The organism is Runella sp. R0.1_18 (assembly GCF_057652155.1).
Genome location: NZ_JBYFCK010000005.1, coordinates 207,875 through 233,717, shown reverse-complemented (window position 1 = coordinate 233,717; position 25,843 = coordinate 207,875). Strand labels below are relative to the sequence as shown.

The window sequence follows — 25,843 nt, the reverse complement described above, 5'->3', positions numbered from 1 at the left end:
TTATATGTTTGCAGTGTATTAGTTAAATAGTACACTAAATCTCAAGCACTCCATGATACATTTAGACGCTATTTCGTTCAGCTATGAAAAGAAACCTCTGTTCTCGGGGTTAACAATGCACTTGCAGCCAGGGCATATTTATGGGCTTTTGGGGGAAAACGGGGTGGGTAAAACGACCTTACTCAAACTACTGGCAGGGTTGGTTTTTCCCAAAGGAGGGATGTGTAACGTATTGGAGCACGAGCCCCGTCACCGCAAGCCTTCATTTATGAGTCAGCTGTATTTTGTGGCCGATGAGCCTCATTTGCCCCACACAACAGCAGCGCGGTACGCAGATACGTACGGTGTTTTTTACCCAAATTTTGATAAATCCCTGTTTTTCGATTACCTAAAAGAGTTTCACGTCCCAGCGGAACAAATCTTTTCTAAACTATCGTTTGGACAACGTAAAAAGGTCGTCATTAGCTTTGCCTTGGCGACCAACGTACCATTGGTCTTGATGGACGAACCTACCAATGGCTTGGACATCCCTTCAAAAAGTACCTTCCGAAAATTGGTAGCAGGTGCAATGACCGATGAACGTTGTCTCGTGATTTCGACCCACCAAGTACGCGATTTGGATAGCTTGATAGACGCTGTTTTGATTCTTCACCAAGGAAAAATTGTCTATAACGAAGACCTCAATGCCTTAGCCGATAAGGCCACCGCACAGCCTAATCTCGAAAGTTTGTTCCAAGAAGTTATTCAATTTCACTGATTATGAGCGATGTATTTAATATTCGTCGATTTGGGTGGTATGCCCAAAGGGAGTTTCGAGAAAACTGGAAAGCTTATGCGTTGGGGCTAGTGGGAATGATGGCCTTGATGGCTTATTTTATTTATTCGGAAAGCCCTAAATTACCTGCACAATACATCAAGGCTCCCATAGACATCTACCCTTCTTTGATTATAACAATGGGTCTGTTGGTCTGGGTAAGCAGTGTATTTAGCCTGAAAGGGTTCTCACAAACTAATGAGCGGTTGAGGACATTGCTATTGCCCGTGTCCAACCTTGAACGTTGGCTGTATGCGTGGTTGGTATCGGTTCCAATTCCGATGCTTGTTTGCTTCGTTGTTTGGAAACTCAGCTGGTTGTTAGTCATCGAGCAATGGCGGCAAGACATCCCTAACTTGCCAATCAACACTGATTTAGCCTACTGGAACGATGGCTCCTACTTCTCCATTTTTACTTTGACTAGTTCGGCGGTTTTTATGCTGGGAGCCATGACTTTGGGAAAACTCAATTTCCTGAAAACAATAGGGATTTTACTGCTGTCGGGGCTTGTCATCCTCAAATGGGGGCAAGGGTATTTACTGCGTGCCTTATTTCCTGCCGAAGGGCTGCGGTATCCTACACCAGCCCCTTGGGTAGCTCCTACGATTACAGTACGAAGTGAAGCAGGGATTACCGTAGAGCGGATTCATTCTCTGTATGAAAACATCTACCAAGGCTGGTGGGTACTGTGTTTGCCGATTTGTTTGTACGTCATTGTGTTTCTCAAAATGAAAGAACGAGAAGTGTAGAGGATTTTAAAACAAATTAATCTCATTGATTATGAACGACTTATTTGATATTCGACGATTTGGGTGGTATGCCCGAAAAGAATTTCGTGAAAACTGGAAAGTGTATGCGCTGTTTACGGTAGGTATTGTATTGATGCAGTTGGTATTCATTTATCTGACGTGTAAGCCATTGGAGAATAAATTTTATTATGACCAGTTGAAAACCTATAATTTAAACTCTTTTGCTGGGCTTTTTAACTCTGCCGTAATAGCCACTTGGATTACAGGAAGCTACGCTTATTCTTATTTTTCTTCTTCTTCCAAAACTTTATTTTCTCTAACCTTACCCGTCTCCCCCTTTGAACGATTTTGTTTCGCTTGGCTTCTTACTATCCCTTTAAGCTTGATAATAACGGCTATTTTATGGCGTGTAACGTGGTTCTTTGCAACTCCGTTTATCCTTTCGACTTTTCCTAAAGCAATTATCAGAATGGATTATACGAAGGCATTTCGGAATGTAGTCGAAACAATTTTAGCGATTGGGGTTTTGGGATTTTCAGGAGCGTTTATGTTGGGAAGTGTGATTTTTAGAAAATATAGCTTTTTCAAAACGTTGGCTATTGGCGTAGGAACGGTGCTATTTCTTTATACGTTTCAGCAAGAGGTACTAACCGCAATTTTACCAAATGCCGACAAAGTAGTCACGTCCCCTTATCCAGGTTTTATATACGCCAGTGTACGAACCATTTCCAAACTTCATATCCAATTTGGCTCAACGCTTGAGTTGCCTTACTTGGTTTGGTGGGTGGGGTGTTTACCCCTCATCTTGTGGGTGGTTACTTATTTGAAAATCAAAGAAAAAGAAGTTTAACAGCCATGAATTTTCATAACCAAATCCCTATTTATCTGCAAATCGCCGAACACATCGGCGAGCAGATTTTGACCCAACGCTGGAAACCCGATGACAAGATTCCGTCGATTCGGGAATTGGCCGTGCAATTGGAGGTAAATCCCAACACGGTGCAGCGTACGTACGATTTTTTACAAACGCAGGAGGTAATTTTTACCAAACGCGGATTGGGCTATTTTGTGACCCCCAACGGCGAACAAAATTACCTTACCTGGCGTAAAGAGACGTTTATCCAGAACGAGTTACCGATTTTTTTCAAACAAATTCGCTTACTAAAAATGAGTTTTGAAGAACTCGAAAAACGATTTTACGAACATGAAAACATCTAATAAATTGCTAAGTGCGACGGTCATTATCACCTTGGTTGTTCAGGCACTTTTAGTATTTGGGTACAAAAGCGCCTATTTAGAGCAGCTGACCGAAAAACAAAAGAAAGCGCACACAATTTTTGAAGCGTTTAGAATCGAAAACACGCCAATAAAAGTTCTAAAAGCCAATGGCATTCGCTTTGTATTGCATCTTGGAAGCAGCAAACAAGGTTTCCGCCACGATTATCGTCGGGTAGGTTTTAGTTATAGTAAAAAAGGAGATACGCTCGAAATCTCAGCCGTCACGGGGCGGTACGATGACATCAATTTTTGTGAATTATACTTCCCCGAAATGCCTGCCATTGAGTTGTACGATTCAAATGTCAGTATTGTTACGGCAAAGCCGATGGATGCATCGTTGTTGATTAAGAAAAATAGCGTGTGTGCGCTAGAAAAAGGAACATGGGGAAATGTCAACGCTCAGGTAGAAGACATCTCAAAACTTAGACTGGTGGAGGGTAGCGAAATCAATAATTTGGTGGTCAGTTTGAAGGATAAAGCTGGGTTAGAGGATGCTGGTACAGTCGTGAAAAAAATTCGTTTGGCTACACAATCAGACAGCAGTGAAGTAACCCTGTCGGGTAAAGTTTGGAAGAATTTACAAAAATAGCTGTTGGCGTCGGAGACGCTGGGCCGTTGGGGACCCAAATGGAATTTGGGCCCCGCGCGCAGGTGCTTCTGGTTACTCACAACCAGATGAGAGAAAGTGATTTGTGAAAAACCAACAAAAAACAGTACATTTCCTGAAAAATAAACCCTTTTCACGGAAATGACATTCGATTACATCATCATCGGGGCGGGCTCGGCAGGTTGTGTGTTGGCGCATCGCCTTTCGGCCAATCCAGCGATTCAAGTATTGCTTTTAGAAGCTGGGGGGCCTGACAAAAAAATGGAAATTCATATTCCTGCGGCCTATTCTAAACTCAATCGCACAGAAGTTGACTGGGGATTTGAAACCGAGCCTCAACCGCACGTACTCAATCGAAAAATGTATTTACCGCGCGGAAAAGCCTTGGGAGGAAGTAGCTCCACCAATGCCATGGCGTACGTGAGAGGCAACCGCGCCGACTATGACCAATGGGCAGCGATGAGCAACGAAGGCTGGAGCTACCAAGACGTGCTGCCTTATTTTAAAAAATCGGAACACAACGAGCAGATTCACAACGAGTACCACGGGCAGGGCGGCCCGCTCAATATCACGTACGCGACGGGCTATCGTACGCCTGTAGCCGATGCGTTTGTCAAAGCCTGCGCCGAAAAAGGCATCCCCGAAAACCCCGATTACAACGGTGCCGAGCAAGCAGGAACGAGTTTGTTTCAATTTACCATCAAAGACCAAAAACGCTGGAGTACAGCCGCCGCTTTTTTGAAGCCTAGTTTGAAGCGTTCCAACCTGAAAGTCATCACGTTTGCACATACAACGCAAATCATTTTGGACAACGACCGTACGGTAGGCGTAGAGTTTTTGACAGGAAAAAACACCACCGAAAAAGCGTTTGCCAAAAAAGAAATCATCTTGTCGGCAGGGGCTTTTAACTCTCCCCAAATTTTGATGTTGTCAGGAATCGGTGATAAAGACGAATTAAAGAAACAAGGAATCCAAGCTAAAAAGCATTTGCCAGGAGTGGGGAAAAACCTTCAAGATCACCTGTTTACGGGAGTGAGTGCCTTGGCAAATGTTGCGACCGCCAACGATTATTTATCCGTTTGGGGCCAAGTCAAAGGGTTGGCGCAGTATGTGTTTATGAAAAAAGGGCCGATGACGATTAGTCCGTTGGAAGCCAATGCCTTTACCAAAATTCATTCGGGCCCCGACCCCGTCGATTTTCAGTTTCATTTTGCACCAGTACATATGGGCAACGACGGGAAAGCCGATTTTTACAACATCGATACCTTTCCGCATACCAGCGGTTTTACCATTTTACCGACGCTCCTCAAGCCCAAAAGTGTTGGTTATGTGGGGCTTCATTCGCCAAATCCGTTGGATGCGCCACTGATTGACCCTCGTTTTTTATCGGAAGAAGAAGACGTGGTAACGCTATTGAAAGGTACTAAAAAAGCGCTGGAAATTATGGATGCCAAGGCATTTGATGTGGTGAGAAAAGAAGTAATTCTTCCGCTTCAACGTAGTTCCGACGAGGCACTTATTTTACACATCAAAACGTTGCTAGAGACGGTGTATCACCCCGTCGGTACGTGCAAAATGGGCAACGACGAAATGGCTGTGGTGGACAGTCAATTGCGGGTACACGGTATTGAAGGGTTGCGAGTGGCTGATGCGTCGATTATGCCGCGTATCATTGCAGGAAACACCAACGCCGCTTGTATTATGATTGGCGAAAAAGCCGCTGATTTGATTTTGGAGGAAGGATAAAGTACGAACTGGAAAACTGCAAAATGTAAAACCGCAAAAATAAGCTTAATCGCCACTTTTGCGGTTTATCGGTTTTTACAGTTTTATATTTTTCGGTTAAGCCACTACAACCTCACGAGCAAGTTCTACTAAATCCTTGTCGTTTACTTCCTTTTTGATGTCGGCTACGTCCAAAAACTGCTTGTAAATAACGTCCAATGTTGGTTTGTCGAAGGTGTAACCCAACAATTCCAAGCGGTGCTTTAACGCGTGGCGACCGCTACGTGCCGTCAAGACAATCATAGATTTATCTACGCCTACGTCGTTAGGGCTCATGATTTCGTAGTTCAAGGTATGCTTCAAGAAACCATCTTGGTGAATACCTGAAGAGTGCGCAAACGCGTTACGCCCCACAATCGCCTTGTTGGCTTGTATTGGCATACGCATCATTTTTGACACCAACTGACTTGTAGGGAAAAGCAACTGAGTATTGATGCCCGTTTCGTATCCTAACTCTTTGTGTACGTTGAGCGCCATTACGACTTCTTCCAACGACGTATTACCAGCCCGTTCGCCAATGCCGTTCATCGTTACCTCTACCTGACGTGCTCCATTCATGATACCTGCGAGTGAGTTGGCTGTTGCTAACCCAAGGTCATTGTGGCAGTGAATCGAAATGGTCGCAAGGTGAGCATTCGATGTATTTTCAAAGATATACTTAATTTTATCGCCGTACTCGTTAGGCAAACAATAGCCTGTTGTATCTGGGATATTTACTACCGTAGCGCCTGCTTTAATGACCGATTCTACCAAATGGGCCAAGAAAGCTACATCCGCACGTCCCGCATCTTCACAATAAAACTCCACATCCTCCACGTACGATTTGGCGTGTTTTACGGCGCCAATCGCTTGTTCTACGATTTTCTCACGCGTGCTGTTGAATTTGTGCTGAATGTGAATATCGGACGAACCAAGTCCCGTGTGAATCCGTCCGCGTTGAGCATATTTGAGGGCTTCTCCAGCGGCATCAATATCCCCTTTTACGGCGCGTGAAAGGGCGCAAATAACAGGCTGACGAACAGCTTTTGAAATTTCTACCACCGAACGAAAATCACCAGGGCTCGAAACAGGAAAGCCCGCCTCGATGATATCAACACCCAGTTTTTCGAGTTGTTGTGCTACCACAATCTTTTCATCGGTTGTCAATTGGCAGCCAGGCACTTGCTCGCCGTCCCGCAACGTGGTGTCGAAAATTTGGACTTTTTGGCTCATTGTGTGTAAAGAGAAATTATAAATTGGTTAGATTTCAACTTTTGGGATTTTTATTCACAAAAAACCCTTTCTCAACGTGAGAAAGGGCCTTTTTACTACAAAGGTTTCCTTTCTCACATGACGTGTGTGAGGAGAAGACCGAGCATATTATTAGGTTGTAATGTCATAAATTGTGTTGCGAATTTTCGCTGTACGCGTATTTCTTCTACAAAAATAGCGGAATAATTTTTTGGTGCAAAAAGTTTTCAAAAAAAATGTAGCGGTATATAAATTTTGTTCTTGTAGTAGATTTTCCTATTTTTCTACAAATAAAGCAGAAATACCTAGTTTTGTAAAAGACATACATTCCAGAATCAGATGAAACCCCGCTTTTTATTTATTTTTCTCCTAACTATTGGTATGGAAGTTACCTTTGCCCAAACGCCACTTTTCAATTGGCAAGGCCACCGTGGCTGCCGCGGATTGATGCCCGAAAACACCATTCCTGCGTTTCTCAAAGCACTCGATTATGGAGTGAATACCTTAGAATTGGATGTCGTTATTTCTAAAGATAAGAAAGTAGTCGTTTCGCACGACCCTTATTTTCATCCTGATTTTTCGATAAAACCCGATGGGACGCCCGTGCCAAAAAGTCCCAAAATTGTGTTGTATGACCTTACCTACGACGAAATCAAACGCTATGATGTAGGAAGTAATGGCAATGCGAGCTTTTTGGAACAACAAAAACAGAAAACGTATAAGCCGCTTTTAAGCGAGATGATTGAAGCGGTGGAGGCGTACCGAGTTAAAAATAAACTGCCGTTTTTTTTATACAACATCGAAATCAAGAGCGAAGAAAAGGAATACGATAAGTCGCAGCCACAACCTGCGGAGTTTTCGGACTTGGTCTATCAAGAAATCATGGCTCAATTGCCACCCGAACGGGTTGTTCTTCAAAGTTTTGATTTTAACGTTTTAAAACATTGGAAGAAACAAATTGACGCGGGCAAGTACAAAAAAGTAGCCTTGTCGGCGCTGGTAGCCAATGCCAAAGGGATTGAAAAAAATATAGAAGATTTAGGGTTCACCCCCGAAATTTACAGCCCTTACTATTTATTGCTTTCGACGGAGCGGGTACAACAACTACACAAGATGGGAATGCAAGTGGTGCCTTGGACGATAAATACGACCGAAGAAATGCGTAAAGTCAAGGCCATGGGCGTGGATGGCATTATTACGGACTACCCCAATCGGATCCCGAAATCCTGATTTTTACCAGAACCCATTAGGAGGGTAGTGTATGATTCATTGCTTTTATTTATGTTTGAGAAAATTAAACCCGATTTTCTGTGTCTCTACTGAACGACATAATGGTCTTTTTTATGAAGCGTCGCGCCGAGCGTATCGAACACTTCAAGGCGAATCCCATCGAGGTTCAGTACAAAGTATTCCACGATTTACTGGAAGCGTCTCGCTATACCGATTGGGGGCGAAAGTACCGCTATGATTCCATTCAAACCATCAAACAATACCAAGAACGCGTACCGATTTCGAGCTACGAAGACTTGTATCCGTCGATTGAGCGGGTGTTGCACGGCGACCAAAACGTCCTTTGGCCGTCGGATGTAGAATGGTTTTCAAAATCGTCGGGAACGACCAATGCCCGTAGTAAATATTTACCCATCACGCCCGAATCGTTAGAGGAGTGCCACTACCGAGGTGGTCGCGATGTGATGACGCTGTACGCCCAAAATCGGCCAGGGACGTTGGTTTTTGAAGGAAAAGGGTTGTCGATTGGTGGAAGTTTGCACGATAATCCCTTCAACAGCGAGGGCGGAATGGTAGGCGATGTGTCGGCGGTGATTATGCGGAATTTACCCGCGTGGGCCGATTACATTCGCACGCCACCCATCGAAATTGCTTTGATGGACAAATGGGAAGAGAAATTGGTCAAGATGGCTGAAATCTGTGGCAACGAAAATGTAACAAGTATATTGGGGGTACCGACTTGGACGATTGTGCTGCTCGATCGCATCATGGAAGAACGTGGAGCGCAGCACATGCTCGATATATGGCCTAATTTTGAGGTATTTATCCACGGAGCCGTTGCCTTTCAGCCTTACCGTGAGCTGTTTATGAAAAAATACTTTCCAAGCGACAAAGTAACCTACATGGAGACGTACAACGCTTCGGAAGGATTTTTTGCGGTGCAAGACGACCTTGCCCACCCAGGAGAAATGCTGTTGATGCTCGATTATGGTATTTTTTATGAATTTGTCCCCGTAGAAGAGTGGGACAAGCCTCACCCCAAAGCCGTTACGCTGGATGAAGTAGAGTTGGACAAAAACTACGCGCTCATTATTTCGACCAACAGTGGTTTGTGGCGCTATCAGATTGGTGATACCATTAAGTTTACCTCAAAATACCCTTTCCGTATCAAAATTAGCGGCCGTACCAAGCACTTTATCAACGCTTTTGGCGAAGAAGTCATCATCGAAAATGCCGATGAAGCTGTTACGTTTGCTTGTGAAAACACGGGAGCCGTGATCAATGATTACACCGCAGGACCTGTTTATATGGACGATGGCAGTAAAGGCCGCCACGAATGGGTGATTGAATTTAGTACGGCCCCGTCCGACTGGCAAAAGTTCTGTCATTTGTTGGACAAACGCCTTCGGGAAGTGAACTCAGACTACGATGCCAAGCGTTATCAAGACCTTGCGTTGTTGGCGCCGCTCATGCACAATGTTCCGTCGGGCACATTTTATGAATGGATGGGACGTCGAGGAAAATTAGGAGGCCAAAATAAAGTACCACGCTTGAGTAATTCGCGGGAGTACTTAGAAGGAATTTTACAAATGGTGTATCAAATGGAGTAAATGAACCGAAGGTAAAACCGAAAACTAGGTTTGGTCATTTTTTTGAAACGTAAAAAGCCTATTTTGCCACGAAAACAGACCATCGGTGTAAATAGTCCACCAGAAATTTTAGAATTATACAACTTTGCAACCGTTAACTAAAACCTAACAAAACCATGTCAAAAACCACATTAATTGTCATTGTCGTCCTTGCCATTTTTGGAATGTACGGCTGTAGTACTTACAATGGCCTCGTGAGCAAAGACGAAACTGTCAACAATGCTTGGGCCAACGTACAAAGCGCCTACCAACGTCGTGCAGATTTGATTCCTAACTTAGTAAATACGGTCAAAGGAGCGGCTGATTTTGAAAAAAGCACGCTTACCGCAGTGATTGAAGCGCGTTCAAAAGCTACGTCTATCCAGTTGAAGCCAGATGAGTTGACTCCTGAAAATATGCAGAAGTTTCAGGCGGCCCAAGACCAATTGAGCGGAACACTTTCGCGCCTTTTGGTATCGGTAGAGCAGTATCCACAACTAAAAGCCAATCAAAACTTTTTGGAATTGCAGGCGCAGTTAGAAGGAACTGAAAACCGTATCAAAGTTGAGCGTGACCGTTTCAATGAAGTTGTAAAAGGCTATAACCAATCGGTACGTACGTTCCCTGCCAACATTTTTGCTGGTATGTTTGGCTTTGCGCAAAAGGGCTATTTTGAAGCTTCTCAAGCAGCGCAAACGGCACCTACGGTGAAATTCTAATTTCGTTTCTTCCGAAAGACTCCATTACCTTCCCGAAAGATTCGAAACTTTCGGGAAGGTATGTTTCCTAACCGTAAACTTGTAAACTCTAAACCGTACATTGTTCATGTCTCTTCTTTTGACTCCTTCCCAACAAGAGCTAGTCGTGGCGGCAATTCGTTCGGCCGAATTGGTAACTTCGGGTGAGGTACGTGTCCATATTGAGACCAATTGCCTCGAAGAGAATGTACTCGAACGCGCCAAGCAAGTCTTTGCGGACCTTGGAATGCACCGCACCGATTTGAAAAACGGGGTGCTGTTTTATTTGGCAACAGACGACCGAAAGTTTGCCGTGCTGGGTGACAAAGGCATCAACGAACGCGTTCCTGATAACTTCTGGAATAATGTGCGCGATACAATGCGAGCTCATTTCAAAAAAAATGAATTTGCGGAAGGTCTCAGTCAAGGGATTCAGTTGGCAGGTGAGCAACTGAAAACGTTTTTCCCTCGCCAAGCAAACGACATCAACGAACTCTCCGACGATATTTCGTTCGGGTAACTTTTTTCCAATGCGTCATTTCTTTTTTCTTTTACTGATAACCTTGTGTACCATTCGTGTTTGGGCACAAGACATTCCCGAACCGATGAACCCACGGCGTTTGGTCAACGATTACGCTGGTATGCTAAACGGGACAGAACGTGAAACCCTCGAACAAAAACTGCGGGTTTTTAATGATTCCACTTCGACCCAAATTACGGTGGTGATTGTGAAATCAACGTTGCCTTATCCTCCAGGTGATTATGCGTTTGAGCTGGGACGACGTTGGGGAGTTGGACAAAAAGACAAAGACAATGGCGTAGTGTTGTTGTGGGCGTCGGACGACCGTAAAATTTTTATTGCCACGGGTCGTGGGGTAGAAGGGGCTTTGCCCGATGCAATTGCCAAACGGATTATTTCGACGGTTATATCCCCTGAGTTTAAACAAAAGATGTATTACCGTGGCCTTGACCGTGGAACGGATGAAATCATCAAATATACAGCAGGTGAATACAAGTCGGACGGCACCGAGGGCGGCGATGGAGAGTTTCCCTTGGGTGTTATTATTTTCCTAATCATCATTGTCATCATTATTATTATCATCATTTCCAAAGCCAATAAAGGCGGCGGTGGCGGCATAAGCCGACGCGGCGGCGGATGGTATCCGTACACGACCTACACGGGCTGGGGAAGTTCGTCGGGCAACTGGGGCAATAGCGGCGGCGGTGGCGGTGGTTCGAGCTTTGGTGGTTTTGGCGGGGGAGACTTTGGCGGTGGGGGCGCTGGAGGAGATTATTAGAAATGTCGAATTGGGGAGTGCAGAGTGTCGAATAAAACTGCGTTTCCTTTTGTAATAACCATGTTTTCGGTTGCTCACAACCGAAAGAATACCCAAAAAAAGTCCTTATGAAAGTACGGCCTGCGGCGCTTATTATTGAAAATAATCATTTGCTTTTGCTGCGCTATAACTACAGCGGCAATGACGTATTTGCTTTGCCTGGTGGCAACCCCGACCGTGGCGAAACCCTCCCACAGACGATTGAACGTGAACTAAGCGAAGAGTTAGGAATCGAGGTAGAAATTCAGGGAATGCTTTTTTCGGGTGAGGTGCTACTGTCGCATCAAAAAGACGATGTGCTTCATGTGATTTTTGGGGCTCAAATCATCGGAGGAATCCCGCGACTGAATCCCAACGAGACGACGGCCTTGGAAATTTGTTGGAAGCCCATCAATGTTCTTCATCAGTTGAATCTGTATCCCAACGTTGGGCAATACATTCAAGATGGATTACTAGGTAGCCCGCCCCATCCCTACATCGGGCAAATCAACCAGCCTTTTTTTAGTTAATAAGGATCCCACAAGCATTCCCAACAAGCTTGCAGCTGTTCCGTAGAGAATGGCAGGAAACGTTGTTTTCCACACAAACGCACACGCCACCCAAACGGCAAGCCCAAGAATCATGGACGCCATACATCCTACAGCATTAGCGCGTTTCCAATAAAGTCCAAAAGTGAGTGGTACAAAAAGAGAGACCAAACTAAAGGCCGATGATTCTCCCACTAATTCAAAAATATCTTGCCGTGTTTGTGCCATCCAAATAGAAGCAAACGTCACGAAAACAACGCCTAAACGAATGACAAGCAAAAGGCGAGTGTCAGATAGGTTGGGAAGATAGGGTTTGACAAGGTTTTCGCCCAATACTGCCGCAGGGGCCAAAATCGCTCCGCTACTTGTACTTAACAAAGCCGAAATCAATGCGCCAAAAAATAAGATCTGAATCCAAAGCGGTGCGTGTTGAAGCACCATATTGGGGATGATGAGGGAAGTATCACCATTCATCAATTCAGGATAAAGCGTTTTGGCTGCTAAGGCGATAAACAAAGGCAGAAGCGCTACCGTTAGATAAAGCCCTCCTGCAAAAATCGAAGACTTCACGGCGGTATCGGCATCTTTGGAAGCCATAACGCGCTGAAAAATATCTTGTTGGGGGATAGAGCCTAAACCTACCGTAATCCAAGCAGCAACGTATTCGGCGTAGCTTTGCAAACTCATTTCTTTGGGGGTAATGCGGAAAAAATCGGCAGGCTGTTGGCTGGTGACGGGCGTGATTCCTCCAGTTTTGGAAAAGAGAATGATGGCTAAAATGATAAGCCCAAAAATTAAGATGATATTGTGTAAAAAGTCGGTAATAGACACTGACCACATCCCGCCCATAAACGTATAGAACATAACGAGGATGGCGCCAACCCAGATGCCAGTGCTCAACGGTAGCCCAAACACCACTTGCCCAACGATGCCCATGGCGACAAACTGAGCAGCGATCCAACCAAAATAAGAAGGGATAATCATCACCGCCGAAACAAACTCTGATGTCCTACCAAAACGCATCAAGAAAAAATCACAAAAAGTAATAATGTTCCAACGATAAAAAGTTCGAGCAAAAAATATACCGACAAGTATCAAACATAATGCCGCGCCGAAGGGCTCCTCAATGACATTTAGGAAACCGCCTTCGATAAATTCTTTGGGAGCGCCCATCATGGTTTCGGAACCAAACCAAGTCGCGAAGGTGACCATAGTGGCAAGCCCCATTGGTAAACGACGCCCAGCCAACACAAAATCTTGGGTACTGTGTACGCGTCGAGAGGCCCAAAAACCGACGGCGACGTTGATGAGAAGATATATACCAATGGAAAAAATAAGCATAAATCAAGCAATGGAATGAAGAGAGTACCAATTTGGGAACATAAACTGATTTTTGCAATTTTGTTTGAGTAAAACAATAAATCAGCATTTGTGGCAAACGATTACGACAAAATTTTTAAAGAAAATATTGAGAATTTAATTCCTTTTCTCGCTCGTAGAGTACTGGGCATCGACGTCGATATTTTAATCGAACTTCCTGATGGTATTCAACTGACGGTAGAGCGAAAACCTGATTTTTTGAAGAAAGTGGTGCCTAATGACGGCTCTGAACCCTACCTACTTCATTTGGAGTTTCAGACAGCATTGGACAAGGATATGCCTTATCGAATGCTTGAGTATTATGCACTTCTTTTGCGAAAATATCGTTTACCTGTACGACAATACATCGTATATCTTACCAAAAATGGAGGAGATAAATGGGAAATAAAGTATGATTTTGGTAGTTGCCAGTTTGAGTATAACCAGCGCAGTCTTCAGTCGTTTGATTATGAACTATTTTTAAACAGCACTTCGCCTGAGGAGGTATTACTGGCTATTTTAGCCAACTTTAAAAACATTCCACCCATTGAAGTGGCACATCGCATTATTACAAAACTTCAAGAATTGGAGCCAAACCATTTTTCTTTGGGGCGATACACCAATCAGTTGGTAATTTTGTCAGGAATACGTAATTTAGATGAGACAACCTTAAAACTTTTAGAAGATATGCCAATCACAGATATTTCACTGGAGGATTTCTATACCTACCGTAAAGGTATGGAGAAGGGAATGGAGAAGGGTATGGAGAAGGGAATGGAAAAAGGAATGAAAAAAAAGCAACAAGGTATTATTATCAAAATGCTTCAATCTAAACTACTGACGATAGAACAAATTGCTGATATTGTAGGAGTGGAGGTGTCGGTGGTAGTAGAAATTCAGTCAGAAATTAAACCAAATGTCTAAGGTCTGAATATGCAACGTTTTTTAGACGGATGGCACAGTCCATCGCTCAATAAGCACATGGAAATTGCGGTGTATGGTCACTACGGATTCGCTCTATTGATGATTCCAACTGCCGCCGCTGATTACCTCGAATACGAACGTTTTCAACTCATTGATACGATTGCGAAACCTATCAGTGAAGGAAAAGTAAAAGTGTTTTCGGTCAATAGCATCAACACTGAAAGTTGGCTGAACAATCACATGAGTGGGCGGGATAAAGCTGTTCGTCATCAGCAGTTTAACGAATACATTTTCAACGAAGTGATTCCGTACATCAAAAGCCAAACAAGCCCTGATACGCCGATTATTGCGGCAGGTGCGTCGTTTGGGGCGTTACATTCGGCCAATCTTTTCTTTCGTCGTCCCGATTTAATTAATGGGGTACTTGCCATGAGTGGATGCTATGACCTAACGGCCTACACCAAAGGTCATTACGACGATAATGTCTATTTCAACTCGCCTGTTCATTATTTGCGCAACCTTTCGGACGAAGCCTATTTGGCAAAATACCGCGCGAGTAACCACATCCACATCGTCACAGGCTCGGGCAGTTACGAAGACCCCGATTCATCACGTTACCTTTCGAGCGTGTTGAACTCCAAAAATATCCCGCATGAGTTAGATGTTTGGGGACACGATATTCCGCACGATTGGCCGTCATGGCGCAAAATGTTGCCTTATTACCTTGAAACTCGCTTCTGATTTTTAGCGAATCACCACGATTTTTCCTGTTGTCTTGACTCCGTCGGCAACAGGAATATCTTCTCCGTTCTTCTTGACAGTCACCCGATACACGTACGTTCCTGCGGGTAGGTCGGTAGTATTTGTCCAAATCCATTCATTAAAGCCAACCCGTGGAACAAACGAAGCGGTTTTGAAGGCTCGTCCTGTCATATCTACCAGCGTAATCGTCGCTTCGTTAGGATTTTCTTTGCCCGAAACTGTAAAAGAAACTTTAACAAGCTCACTGGCTGGGTTGGGAGTGGCTTCTACCGAAACCAGTTTTTGTTCATTTATCACTCGGAAACTGATTTGATAAATACCTGTTCGGTTTAAGGTAGCATCGGCACCTTGAAAACGAAGGGTATAAATTCCGTCGGGAAGGGTGGCGGGGCGAAATTCAATTCGAGCTACATTTTGGTTGTCGGCAGGTATAAATCGAACGACAGAACTGGAAAAAGCGATGCGCTGAAAGGCTGTTTGTGAGGGACGTTGCAGAAACAAATCCAGTCCTAACGTATCTCGTTTAAAAAGAAAACGATTTTCGTCTTTGAGTTGAAACAAAATCGTTGGTGTAGCCGAAACTACTTCACCGTCGCGGATGCGCTGTCCGTCAAAAAATACGTCGAGTGTGGGGGCAAAGCGGTCAGGTACAACTGTAAACGGTAGATTGATGGTGTTGTTGTCGTAGTTTTGCTCTGGCTGACGGCGTGGGTTTATTGTTACCAACAAACGGTTATCTCCTCCTTTCCCCAACGTAGGCATTGAAACGGTAAACGCCGCTTCTTCATTGGGTTGCAGGCGACCCAATTTTCGCTCACTCATTTGGGGGGCACCAGTGGGGCTAAAAATCGTTTGCTGCACAACAAGCGAATCGCGAAAAGCGACGGGAGAGATGTTTTTGAACGAGACATTGACTGAGACAACTTCGCCTTCTTGACGTTCAAGAGCGCCATTAAGGCTTGCCGTGGCACTTCCTTCGGGAACGGGCGTGTAGCTGATCCACCAATTTCGTAATTGCAAAGGTGTACTCATCCGTGCATCGTTATTGGCCAGTCGAAGCCTTAAACGAAGGTAAGGATAGATATTGGCGTCAACGTCTTGAAGAGAAACTGTCCCCATGGCTAGGCCCGTTTTTAACACCTTTTCAGTGCCGTTGAGGGAAATCCCAATCACTTCCAGGGTTGCTTGTGTTTGGTTGGAAGTGAGCGGTCCTGTTTTATAGTTTAGCGTTTTCCATTGACTAGCTGGCCCCACCAACGAAGAGATAATTTGTCCTTTTCCACTGTTACTTTTTAAGGTAAAATTATCCAATGTAAGTGTCCGAAGGCTCGGGGCAAGGTCATTGGGGTCTGGGACAACCTCAACGACAGGTTGTTTGGTTCCTTTTTGAACAATCAGTAAATAAGGGCTTTTAAGTCGTGTCAAACTCGCTTGCGTCAGTCCAAGCTCAGCTAGCTTAGTAAGTTCTGAGGCTGGCCATAAATCAAATTGAATACCGTTGAGCGTCATCAACACAATCCAATCACCGTCAGGAACTGCGTCCACCCATTTGCTAAAAAGTTGATCGTTCACAATCTCACGTTGGCGGAGAGTATTCATAACGTAAGGCGGATTTCCGCAATTGCGGCTGGGCATCACTGAATACGCTTGAAGGTTGTCGCGGTGAAGTGCCGTGACGGCAAGATTGGCACCAGGTCGCCAATTGTCTATTTGGTCGAAAGTCGTGCAATTCCCTTCTACCACCAGCAAAATGTCGTTGATGGATAATTGTGACGCTTTGTAACCCTCATTGAAAGCTCCGACGGAACTTCCTGCGACTACGGCTTTGACGTTGGTGGAAACGGTCTTATACGACCAAGTTGGTTGGGTGTTGACGGACAAATTTACCTCCAATGGAGTGGCTTTGGTAAACTGAGAAGGCTGACGCTGTGCCCAACCTTCTCCGCCATTTTTGACAAAAGTAAACGAACTTTCAGTCCAGACATTGTCGCTGCTTGCGGGGCGGTCGGCGTAACGAATGCGCCAATAATAGGTGGTTGAATCGCGGTTGAGAAGTATTACTTTCCAACTTGGCAGTACCGTTGCGGCGATAGCTTGGGTACGTTTGAATGGACTGTCAAAACGGGCAGTCGTGTCAATTTCAACGGTATAATTTCGGTTACTATTGTCTATTTGCTGGGCCACCAGCAGCGTGGTTGGCGTGCCATTTTCGGTCGTAGAAACCACGGAATACTCAGCAGGTAATAAAGGATAAGCCCCCGCTACGGGTAAACTTAATTCAACAGAAGCTAAATTATTCGTACGACTGTTTTCTGCCAAAACGCCATTGGGATCAATTTGAACCTCAAAACGATTCAAGCCGCTTTGGCTACGGTCGTGGGGAAGGCTGAAGGAAAGTGTATCAAGGTAAGCAACAGCTGAAAAGGTAGCGTCATAGACCGAAACGACGCCGTCGCGGGTAGTACGGGTAAGGCGAATGGGTAGTTTTTCGTTGCGATAAAGCCCCAGATTAGTTACTACTACTTTGATTTTGAGCGAGTCACTAAAAGCAGAAACAGTAGCTCCGTTTTTACCTTGAACCAAAATACTTTGGCTATTAACAGTATAATCAGGTTTTTGGGTGGGGAAAATAACCACGGCAGGGTCGCCTTGAAGCGTCATCTGTTGGGCGTCTGCTTGGTAAGTGGGGTCTTCGGGATAAAGCGCCAACGTTTTACGGATAATTTGCTGGTAAATCTCTCCAAACGGTCGATTGAAGTTGGTACTATCACCCAGCATGACGTTATAAAAGGTATTGGCATAATCATTCAACGAATAGACGTAAGCCACGTTGGAGTGTGCTAAAAATAGAATCGCTCCGCGGTCTTTGGCCGTAATCCAGTCTTGAGCGTAGGTTCGGCTGTACCCAAATGTAAAATTGCCAACGACACAGCCATTGGCAAATACCAACGGATAACGGCCTTTGTTGCGGTAACCAAACACGTCGTTGGAAACCATGCCCAAATCAATATCGGTGACGTTGAGGGCCGAATGCCCAAACAGCGTCATAATCCCTGCTCCTTCGTTGACCTCGTTGGTAATGCCCACGTACTCAATGGCTTCGTCGGTTTTTTTTGTGATGGTCGTTACTTTGGCACCTAAAAACTCTTTTTGGGCTTTTTTCCTGAAAGACTCCATGATACCCAAAAATTGTCCTTGCTCAAAAGAATTGGTACCGCCACTCAAATGCAAGATGTTTTTTCGCCAAAGGGCGTTCATGGGCGTCGCTTCGTGCTCTTTTACTTTTTCCAAATAGTTGAGCACTTCTTGGGGATTATCGGTCCAAATGCGCCCCGTAGGCAGGGCGGGTACGAGCGAGGGTTGCCCCTTCAAGCCGTGCGAAAAAAGGTTGTCGGAGCCAGGCCATCCAAACGTTGGCACCATGTCCGCATTCGCAAGGTTGGAATTGGTACGGTTAAAGTCGATTTGTTGGGTACGTCCTACAATGAATAAAAATTGGGGACTCCCTTTTTCGACCATAAATTGTACAAAACGACGCACTGCCAACGGACTAAACTCACCGTAGTTGAATTGATTAACGAGCAAGTCCATCTGCACGGTGAGGGTGTCGTATTTGCCTCCTGCGACAGATGCTCGGTAGCCACCAAACTGCTTGGCGACGTTGATAAGGTTGCGATGTGTCACTACCAAATAATTGGCTTTGGTAGGGTCAATGTTGCGGAATGAAACGCGCTGTATGCTCGGAACGGCCAATGAGGTACGCGTGGCAAAAAGCGTTTTTTCGGAGGCAGTTTCGCGAACTACGGCTTTTAAGGTGGTGTTGTCGAGGGTCGAGCCAATACGGCCTACGTTGTTTTTGTCGCTGATGTCAAACAAGCGTGTGGTAGCGGTGGCATTGGCAATTTCGAGGTATGATTTGTTTTGAGAATTGGGTAAAAGGTAAAAGTATTTCTGAGGATGATTGAGCACATCAAAACGTTGGGGGTAGCGGAGGCGATAATAAGTGACACTATAAACATCTTCGGCTTGGTTAGGAAAACCGCCTCTTGAAATCGTGGCAATTGAAATACGATTGCTATCGAGCGACACGTCTGAAAATGAAATAGGATACTGAGCCAACAACGCATTTTGGTAACTGAACCGAACCGTATCCACCAACCGATTGGCATTGACCGCACTTCCAACGCTGATTTCGATAAAATGGGAACGGTGGTCGCGGCCCATCAAATGCAGCTCAAGTTGAGGTTGAAAACCCGTTCGGACGGGATTTTCGAGGGTAAATCTCCGTTGGTTTTTTTTATTGATGGAAATTTCTGGCCCCGTCCATCCTTCGCCATAATCATAAAAAGAGTTCTGCGCCCCACTCGGTGAACCTAATGGGTACATTAACCCTTCTGACATCCCTGTATAATTGTAACTAGCGATGTTAGAAACCAATAGGTCTTCGCGGTGAAATGGCTCTGGCGTGAGCGCAGCTGACAGATTTTCTTGGTAAAAACCCATTCGTTTTCCTGATTGCCCGTCGAGTCGCCAGGTGAGGAAATAGGCGGTGGTATCCGAGTAAAGGTTATAAATTTTATGAGGTTGTGCGCTGTGGGGCAGATAGAGGAGAGAGTCTTGTGTACCGTCGTTACCTTCCCCGTAAAACTCAAGGTAGTCGCTCTCGTCTAATCGGTTGTCGGTTTCGCCTTGAATAAAAATGGCCTGTTCTGTTCCCCGAAAAAACAATTGAATGGAGGTAGGGTTGAGGGTCGAAACAGGAACCCCCGCTTGGCGAAGTTCGTTGGTGGAAATACGATAAAGCCCTTTTTGAGCAACAGAAATTTTAAAATACGTTTGCTGAAAATTAATCCACTCGTTGCCGTAGCGCTGGGCATTGGTTGAGTGTGCAACAATAAAAAAGAAAACCGTAGCAATTATCGCCTCTACCTCAAATTTAAGTTTCATGGGTTTTACTCGCTGATATTGAAGATGCAAGTTAACGACTCAGCGAAGAAATGCCAAGTATTTAAAAAAATGTTATGCTTGCAGAGTAATTTTTGCAAAAAAAATGGTTGTTTTGTGGTAAGGAATCTAAAACGTTAAACAATAAGACGAAACAACCTTAAAACATGAACGCATACATTGTAGCAGGATACCGCACCGCCGTGGGAAAAGCCCCGAAAGGTGTTTTTCGTTTTACACGCCCCGACGACCTTGGTGCAGAAGTAATCAAACACATGATGGCGCAGTTGCCGCAACTTGACCCTGCTCGGGTGGATGACCTCATCGTAGGAAATGCCGTACCCGAAGCCGAACAAGGAATGCAAATTGCGCGTTTTATTTCGCTGCTTGCTTTGCCTAAAAGCGTCCCTGGTTTTACAATTAACCGTTACTGTGGGTCAGGGGTAGAAGCGATTGCGATTGCGGCGGCTAAAATCAACGCTGGTATTGCGGATTGCATCGTGGCTGGAGGCGTAGAGTCGATGTCGATGGTGCCTACAACGGGTTGGAAAACGGCCCTCAACTACGAAATTGCGAAAGAACACGCCGATTATTACATCGGAATGGGGCTAACGGCCGAGCAAGTAGCCAATCAGTTTAAAATCAGCCGCGACGAGCAAGATGCGTTTTCGTTGGCTTCGCACCAAAAGGCATTGGCAGCGCAAGCGGCGGGTAAATTTGACGGCGAAATTGTGCCTATTACGGTAAAAGAAACGTTTTTTGACGCCAACTCAGGAAAGAAAAAAACCAAAGAATATGTAGTAAACAAAGACGAAGGCCCACGCGCTGATACTACCCTCGAAGCCTTGGGGCGTTTGAAACCTGTATTTGCAGCAGGAGGAAGTGTGACCGCAGGAAATTCGTCTCAGACGTCAGATGGAGCGGCGTTTGTGGTGGTGATGTCAGAAAGAATGGTAAACGAGCTGAACCTCAAGCCAATCGCGCGCATGATGTCGTACGCATCGGCAGGAGTAGAACCGCGCATTATGGGTATCGGTCCTGTGGCGGCGATTCCGATTGCGCTCAAACAAGCAGGTCTTACCCTCAACGACATTGATCAAATCGAATTGAATGAAGCGTTTGCGGCCCAATCATTGGCAGTTATAAAAGAATTGGGCATTGACCCGACTAAACTCAACCCTAACGGGGGAGCCATTGCTCTTGGACACGCCCTTGGCTCAACGGGTGCGCGTTTATCGGTGCAATTGTTCAATGAAATGCGTCGTCGCGATCAGAAATACGGTATGGTGACCGCCTGCGTTGGTGGTGGCCAAGGCGTAGCAGGTATTTACGAGTTTTTGAACTAATACTGTGCAGAGGGCTTTGTGCAGAGGGTTTAGGGCAAAGGAAGTTTTTCCGTACCCTAAGCCCTCTGCCCCACCTAATCTTTTACCGCAATTACCGAAATTTCAACGTTAACATCCTTCGGTAGGCGCGAAACTTCTACGGTTTCACGGGCAGGGTAGTGACCCGAAAAAAAGTGCCCATACACTTCATTTACCTTCCCAAAGTTATTCATGTCCTTTAAAAAAATGGACGTTTTGATGATATTGTGGTAGTGAAGCCCTGCTTCTTTTAGGATAGCCCCAATGTTTAACATCACCTGACGCGCTTCGTGTTCAATATTTCCCGTGATGAGGTCGCCATTGTCAGGGTCAATGGGAATCTGACCTGAAACATACAACGTATCGCCAACCATCACAGCTTGCGAATAAGGGCCAATGGGCGAGGGCGCCGCAGTGGTGAAAATGATTTTCTTCGACATAACTATAAAATTATAAGGTTAATTTAGTCACTTCGGCTACGATTAATACGATTGACGTTCAACGATGAACTCATTCTAATTCGCGTAAGTACATCTGAATGGTGTTTTCAAGGCCGTAGTAAAGGGCGTCGCAGATGAGCGCGTGGCCGATGGATACTTCGTCCAAGTGCGGTATTTGTTGCTTTAAAAACCGCAGGTTATCCAAACTTAAATCGTGCCCCGCATTCAGCCCCAAACCTACTTCTTTCGCAACGTTTGCCGCCCGTACGTAGGATGCCACCGCTTCCTCACGGTTGTCAAAATACTCAGCGGCGTAAGGTTCGGTATAAAGCTCTACTCGGTCGGCTCCGCAAATTTTGGCACCTTCAACCATGGCTTCGATGGGGTCAACGAACACCGAAACTCGAATCCCTGCCGATTGGAAGGTCTGTACTAAATCAGTCAGTCGGTCGCGGTGAGTGATGGTGTCCCAGCCTGCGTTTGAGGTAATTGCTCCCAGTGCGTCAGGAACCAACGTTACTTGGGCGGGTTGGGTTTGAAGTACCAACTCAACAAACTTCTTTTCGGTAGGATTTCCCTCAATGTTAAATTCAGTGGTGACGACTTCTTTGAGGTCAAGTACGTCTTGATAACGAATATGACGCTCGTCGGGACGGGGATGAACCGTGATGCCCTGCGCTCCAAATCGCTCGCAATCAAGCGCAGTTCTTACGACATTTGGATTATCGCCTCCCCGCGAGTTGCGGAGGGTAGCAATTTTGTTGATGTTTACACTAAGACGAGTCATAAGCGGTAGTTAATTAATGGTCGAATAGACACACCCAAAGGTATTCGGAAAACGACTTTTTGACAATTTTTAGTTCAGAAACTTGATATTCTGAGTTTTTATCTATATTTCGTCAAAATATTTATTCATCAAACACTTTATCAACCTTGAAAGAAACCTATCACAAATGGTATTCCCCCACCTTGGGGCGCGACATTGAGATGCAGGTATTTGGGCATTGGGGGTATCCCATTTTGCTCTTTCCAACGTCGATGGGGCGTTATCACCAAAACAAAGACTTCGGACTGATTGAATCAGCGCGATGGTTGGTTGAATCAGGCAAAGTAAAGCTCTATTCGGTTGACAGCATCGACCGTGATAGTTGGTATGCCAAACACCTTCATCCTTCGGTGCGCGTACACAATCACAGTATTTACGATAGTTTTTTGACCAACGAACTTGTGCCTACGATTCGTCACGAAAGCAATGTTGACAAAATCGGAGTCGCGGGTTGTAGCTTTGGCGGCTATCATGCCCTCAATTTTGCCATGAAACACCCCGATAAGGTCGCGTATCTGTTTAGCATGAGTGGCGCGTTTGATATTCGTAGTTTTTTGGAAGGCTACAGCGACGAGACGGTCTATTACAACAACCCCGTAGATTTTATGCAAAACGAGGAAGGTTGGAAGTACAATCACATGAAAATTGTGCTTGGGACGTCCGAATGGGACATCTGTCTCAACGATAACGTGCGAATGTCACAAATCTTAAATTCCAAAGGCATTAATCATTGGCTAGACATTCGTGGATGGGAGAGCCATGATTGGCCACTTTGGAACAAAATGTTTCCGCATTATCTCTCATTAATGGGTTTATAGAAAGCCCCCCCACCCCAATGGGGGCTTAACAATAACAATAAAACTCCCCCATTGGGGATGGGGGGCTCAAGCATCATGAAAAAAATAGGAATTTTACACGGAATGGAAAATACGTTTCCACAGGCATTTGTGGAGCGTGTCAATCAATTGGATGGAAAAAATATCGTAGCCGAACCTGTCCTTATCGACCGCGTCGTACAGGGTGAAGCCACGGACTATGCCGTTATTATCGACCGTATTTCTCAGGATGTACCGTTTTATCGGGCATACTTAAAAAATGCAGCCTTGTGCGGAACGGCCGTTATCAATAACCCCTTCTGGTGGAGTGCTGATGAGAAGTTTTTTAACAATGCGTTGGCTGTAAAATTGGGCGTCCCTGTACCAAACACGGTGTTGATGCCATCTAAAGAGCGCCCAGATGATACGAGTGAGACTTCTTTCCGTAACCTTAAAATGCCGATGGCATGGGGCGAAATGTTTGACTACGTCGGTTTCCCTGCGTACATGAAGCCACACGCGGGTGGTGGTTGGAAGAGCGTTTATAAAATCAACGACATGGACGACCTTTGGCACAAACACGCCGAAACGGAGCAGTTGGTGATGCTTCTCCAGAGCGAAGTAACGTTTGAAGATTATTACCGTTGCTACTGCCTTGGTGGAAAATACGTCCACATTATGCCTTACGAACCACGCAACCCGCACCATTTGCGGTATGCGACGCAGCCAAAAACAACGGGCGAAGCGCACAAAAAACTAATTGCGACGATTACCGACTACGTACTCCGTTTGAACAAAGCCTTAGGGTACGATTTTAACACGGTAGAGTTTGCGGTTCACAACGGCATTCCGTACGCGATTGACTTCTGTAACCCCGCTCCTGACGCCGATATTCATTCGGTAGGGCAAGAAAACTTTGACTGGATTGTTGATAACGCGGCTAAAATGGCGATTGAAAAAGCCCAAGCCCACAAAGATGGTCAAACCAACTTGACGTGGGGCTCGTTTGTGCGCACTTCGGCGATGAACCTACCGATTAGCCATTTGGCCAAAGGAGATGTAGAGCCTACCGAAGAAAAGCCTAAAAAAGCAGCGCCAAAGGCCAAAGCCGAGGAGCCTGCCAAAAAAGCGCCTAAAAAGAAATAAGTTTTTCAGCGGACGATTCACTACCCAAGATCTATGCACCAGTTTACAATCGGTATTGAAGAAGAATTCCAGACCATCGACCCCGAAACCCGCGCATTGCGTTCGCACATGTCGAAGATTGTTGAGAACGGAAAAATCATTCTCAAAGAGCGTGTGACGGCCGAAATGCACCAGTCAGTAGTGGAGGTGGGGACCAATATTTGTACCAATATTGAGGAAGCGCGGAAAGAAGTAACTTACCTGCGCAAGATGATTATTGACCTCGCAAAGCAGCAAAATTTACGAATTGCTGCCGCAGGAACGCACCCGTTTTCGGATTGGCAAGACGAGTTAATTACGCCCAACGAACGCTATGACAAGCTCATCGAAGAAATGCGCGACGTGGCACGGGGAAATTTGATTTTCGGTTTGCACGTTCATATCGGGATTCCAGACCGCGATACAGGGGTGAAGTTGCTCAACTCACTGACGTATTTTTTGCCGCATATTTACGCGCTTTCTACCAATTCTCCTTTTTGGTGCGGGCGCAATACAGGCTTTAAGTCGTATCGGTCGAAGGTGTTTGATAAGTTTCCGCGCACGGGTATTCCCGAGTATTTTGAAACTGCCCACGATTACGACGACTACGTGAACCTGCTCGTTAAAACAGGATGTATCGACAACGGTAAGAAAATCTGGTGGGATTTGCGTTTGCATCCTTTCTATAACACGATTGAATACCGCGTGTGTGACATTCCGATGCGCGCCGACGAAACTATCTGTTTGGCAGCGTTGATGCAGGCATTGGTGGTGAAGATTTATAAATTGATGAGCAAAAACCTCAATTTTCAACACTATCGCAAAATCCTCGTCAATGAAAACAAATGGCGGGCGGCTCGGTATGGTATTCACGGAAAACTTATTGATTTTGGACGCAAAGAAGAAGTGCCTTATTTCAAATTGGCGGAAGAACTCCTTGAGTTTGTCGATGATGTTCTGGACGAACTAGGCAGTCGTAAAGAAGTAGAGTACATCCACAAAATCTTAGAAATGGGCACAGGCGCTGACCGACAATTAGCCGTCTGGGAAGCAACCCACGATTTGAGCCGAGTAGTGGATTATATTGTGGAAGAAACCGAGTATGGTCTCTAATAATTTGTTGAAAAGTGGGAGAATTGCCTCATTGGCAATTCTCCATTCATTAAAAAAACGCAACAAAAAGGAGCGAATTTGCTCGTATGTATCGTTAATAGTACACGGTACAAACGTTGTTCGGGGTGTTATGAAAGAGAACCGAATCAAAGACAAGTAAGATTGTTTGTAACACGATAAGTGTCATGCCATCTACCTAAACACCTTTCA

The 25,843-nt window shown here is 45.2% G+C and carries 23 protein-coding genes; 18 read left to right on the top strand and 5 right to left on the bottom strand.

Translation table 11 applies throughout. The features are described from left to right. Positions 1-52 precede the first annotated feature (52 nt). The 6 genes from AC23P2_RS11350 to AC23P2_RS11325 all read left to right on the top strand — a co-directional run bounded on the left by AC23P2_RS11350 (position 53) and on the right by AC23P2_RS11325 (position 5,194). Positions 53-757 carry an ABC transporter ATP-binding protein gene (locus AC23P2_RS11350; RefSeq protein ID WP_487773301.1) on the top strand — a complete coding sequence of 235 codons (705 nt, stop codon included), beginning with the start codon at positions 53-55 and terminating at the stop codon, positions 755-757. A 2-nt stretch (positions 758-759) separates the two neighbouring features. Continuing rightward, positions 760-1,563: a hypothetical protein gene (locus AC23P2_RS11345; protein WP_487773300.1), complete on the top strand. Its 804-nt coding sequence runs from the start codon at positions 760-762 to the stop codon at positions 1,561-1,563. 31 nt (positions 1,564-1,594) lie between these two features. Further along, entirely contained in the window at positions 1,595-2,413 is an 819-nt protein-coding gene (locus AC23P2_RS11340) for a hypothetical protein (protein WP_487773299.1), read from the top strand. 5 nt (positions 2,414-2,418) lie between these two features. Next, the gene (locus tag AC23P2_RS11335) at positions 2,419-2,781 is read left to right on the top strand and encodes a GntR family transcriptional regulator (RefSeq protein ID WP_487773298.1); all 363 of its coding nucleotides are present in this window, start codon (positions 2,419-2,421) and stop codon (positions 2,779-2,781) included. Next, positions 2,768-3,430, top strand: a complete 663-nt coding sequence (locus AC23P2_RS11330; protein ID WP_487773297.1) for a hypothetical protein — start codon at positions 2,768-2,770, stop codon at positions 3,428-3,430. The genes AC23P2_RS11335 and AC23P2_RS11330 overlap by 14 nt, the downstream gene beginning before the upstream one ends. 159 nt (positions 3,431-3,589) lie before the next feature. After that, a complete protein-coding gene (locus AC23P2_RS11325; protein ID WP_487773296.1) occupies positions 3,590-5,194 on the top strand; it encodes a GMC family oxidoreductase in 1,605 nt (534 codons plus the stop codon). 96 nt (positions 5,195-5,290) lie between these two features. Here the strand turns inward: AC23P2_RS11325 and AC23P2_RS11320 are convergent, their stop codons facing one another. Continuing rightward, the gene (locus AC23P2_RS11320; protein WP_487773295.1) at positions 5,291-6,445 is read right to left on the bottom strand and encodes a 2-isopropylmalate synthase; all 1,155 of its coding nucleotides are present in this window, start codon (positions 6,443-6,445) and stop codon (positions 5,291-5,293) included. A 357-nt stretch (positions 6,446-6,802) separates the two neighbouring features. On the opposite strand from AC23P2_RS11320, the gene AC23P2_RS11315 reads away from it, so the two are divergent. From AC23P2_RS11315 to AC23P2_RS11290, 6 genes are all read left to right on the top strand, one after another. Then, complete coding sequence (locus tag AC23P2_RS11315; protein ID WP_487773294.1) at positions 6,803-7,693, top strand: glycerophosphodiester phosphodiesterase family protein; 891 nt, start codon at positions 6,803-6,805, stop codon at positions 7,691-7,693. Between the two features lie 80 nt (positions 7,694-7,773). Continuing rightward, positions 7,774-9,303, top strand: coding sequence for a GH3 auxin-responsive promoter family protein (locus tag AC23P2_RS11310; protein ID WP_487773293.1), 1,530 nt, complete (start codon positions 7,774-7,776; stop codon positions 9,301-9,303). Positions 9,304-9,458: 155 nt separating this feature from the next. Further along, positions 9,459-10,040 carry a LemA family protein gene (locus AC23P2_RS11305; RefSeq protein ID WP_487773292.1) on the top strand — a complete coding sequence of 194 codons (582 nt, stop codon included), beginning with the start codon at positions 9,459-9,461 and terminating at the stop codon, positions 10,038-10,040. Positions 10,041-10,146: 106 nt separating this feature from the next. After that, positions 10,147-10,578: a TPM domain-containing protein gene (locus AC23P2_RS11300; RefSeq protein ID WP_487773291.1), complete on the top strand. Its 432-nt coding sequence runs from the start codon at positions 10,147-10,149 to the stop codon at positions 10,576-10,578. A gap of 10 nt (positions 10,579-10,588) precedes the next feature. Further along, on the top strand, positions 10,589-11,356 hold the full coding sequence (locus AC23P2_RS11295; protein ID WP_487773290.1) for a TPM domain-containing protein: 768 nt from the start codon (positions 10,589-10,591) through the stop codon (positions 11,354-11,356). Between the two features lie 107 nt (positions 11,357-11,463). Then, positions 11,464-11,904, top strand: a complete 441-nt coding sequence (locus AC23P2_RS11290; RefSeq protein ID WP_487773289.1) for an NUDIX domain-containing protein — start codon at positions 11,464-11,466, stop codon at positions 11,902-11,904. Here AC23P2_RS11290 and AC23P2_RS11285 read toward each other — a convergent pair. Then, positions 11,848-13,263: a high affinity choline transporter 1 gene (locus tag AC23P2_RS11285; protein WP_487773288.1), complete on the bottom strand. Its 1,416-nt coding sequence runs from the start codon at positions 13,261-13,263 to the stop codon at positions 11,848-11,850. The two genes, AC23P2_RS11290 and AC23P2_RS11285, sit on opposite strands and share 57 nt — an antisense overlap. A 90-nt stretch (positions 13,264-13,353) precedes the next feature. Here AC23P2_RS11285 and AC23P2_RS11280 point away from each other — a divergent pair, with 90 nt between their 5' ends. Further along, entirely contained in the window at positions 13,354-14,205 is an 852-nt protein-coding gene (locus AC23P2_RS11280; RefSeq protein ID WP_487773287.1) for an RpnC/YadD family protein, read from the top strand. A 9-nt stretch (positions 14,206-14,214) separates the two neighbouring features. Then, on the top strand, positions 14,215-14,946 hold the full coding sequence (locus AC23P2_RS11275) for an esterase family protein (RefSeq protein ID WP_487773286.1): 732 nt from the start codon (positions 14,215-14,217) through the stop codon (positions 14,944-14,946). 3 nt (positions 14,947-14,949) lie between these two features. Here AC23P2_RS11275 and porU2 read toward each other — a convergent pair whose 3' ends face one another. Continuing rightward, on the bottom strand, positions 14,950-19,914 hold the full coding sequence (gene porU2, locus AC23P2_RS11270; RefSeq protein WP_487773285.1) for a putative type IX secretion system sortase PorU2: 4,965 nt from the start codon (positions 19,912-19,914) through the stop codon (positions 14,950-14,952). A gap of 164 nt (positions 19,915-20,078) precedes the next feature. Between porU2 and AC23P2_RS11265 the strand changes: the two genes are divergently transcribed. Then, entirely contained in the window at positions 20,079-21,257 is a 1,179-nt protein-coding gene (locus tag AC23P2_RS11265) for an acetyl-CoA C-acyltransferase (protein WP_487773284.1), read from the top strand. A 74-nt stretch (positions 21,258-21,331) separates the two neighbouring features. Here the strand turns inward: AC23P2_RS11265 and AC23P2_RS11260 are convergent, their stop codons facing one another. Beyond that, positions 21,332-21,715, bottom strand: a complete 384-nt coding sequence (locus AC23P2_RS11260; RefSeq protein WP_487773283.1) for a RidA family protein — start codon at positions 21,713-21,715, stop codon at positions 21,332-21,334. Positions 21,716-21,785: 70 nt separating this feature from the next. Then, positions 21,786-22,502, bottom strand: coding sequence for a pyridoxine 5'-phosphate synthase (locus AC23P2_RS11255; protein WP_487773282.1), 717 nt, complete (start codon positions 22,500-22,502; stop codon positions 21,786-21,788). Positions 22,503-22,648: 146 nt separating this feature from the next. Here AC23P2_RS11255 and AC23P2_RS11250 point away from each other — a divergent pair, with 146 nt between their 5' ends. The 3 genes from AC23P2_RS11250 to AC23P2_RS11240 all read left to right on the top strand — a co-directional run bounded on the left by AC23P2_RS11250 (position 22,649) and on the right by AC23P2_RS11240 (position 25,633). Further along, a complete protein-coding gene (locus tag AC23P2_RS11250; protein ID WP_028522464.1) occupies positions 22,649-23,359 on the top strand; it encodes an esterase family protein in 711 nt (236 codons plus the stop codon). Positions 23,360-23,434: 75 nt separating this feature from the next. Continuing rightward, on the top strand, positions 23,435-24,502 hold the full coding sequence (locus AC23P2_RS11245; protein WP_487773281.1) for an ATP-grasp domain-containing protein: 1,068 nt from the start codon (positions 23,435-23,437) through the stop codon (positions 24,500-24,502). Between the two features lie 33 nt (positions 24,503-24,535). Continuing rightward, on the top strand, positions 24,536-25,633 hold the full coding sequence (locus AC23P2_RS11240; protein ID WP_028522462.1) for a carboxylate-amine ligase: 1,098 nt from the start codon (positions 24,536-24,538) through the stop codon (positions 25,631-25,633). Positions 25,634-25,843: the final 210 nt, after the last annotated feature.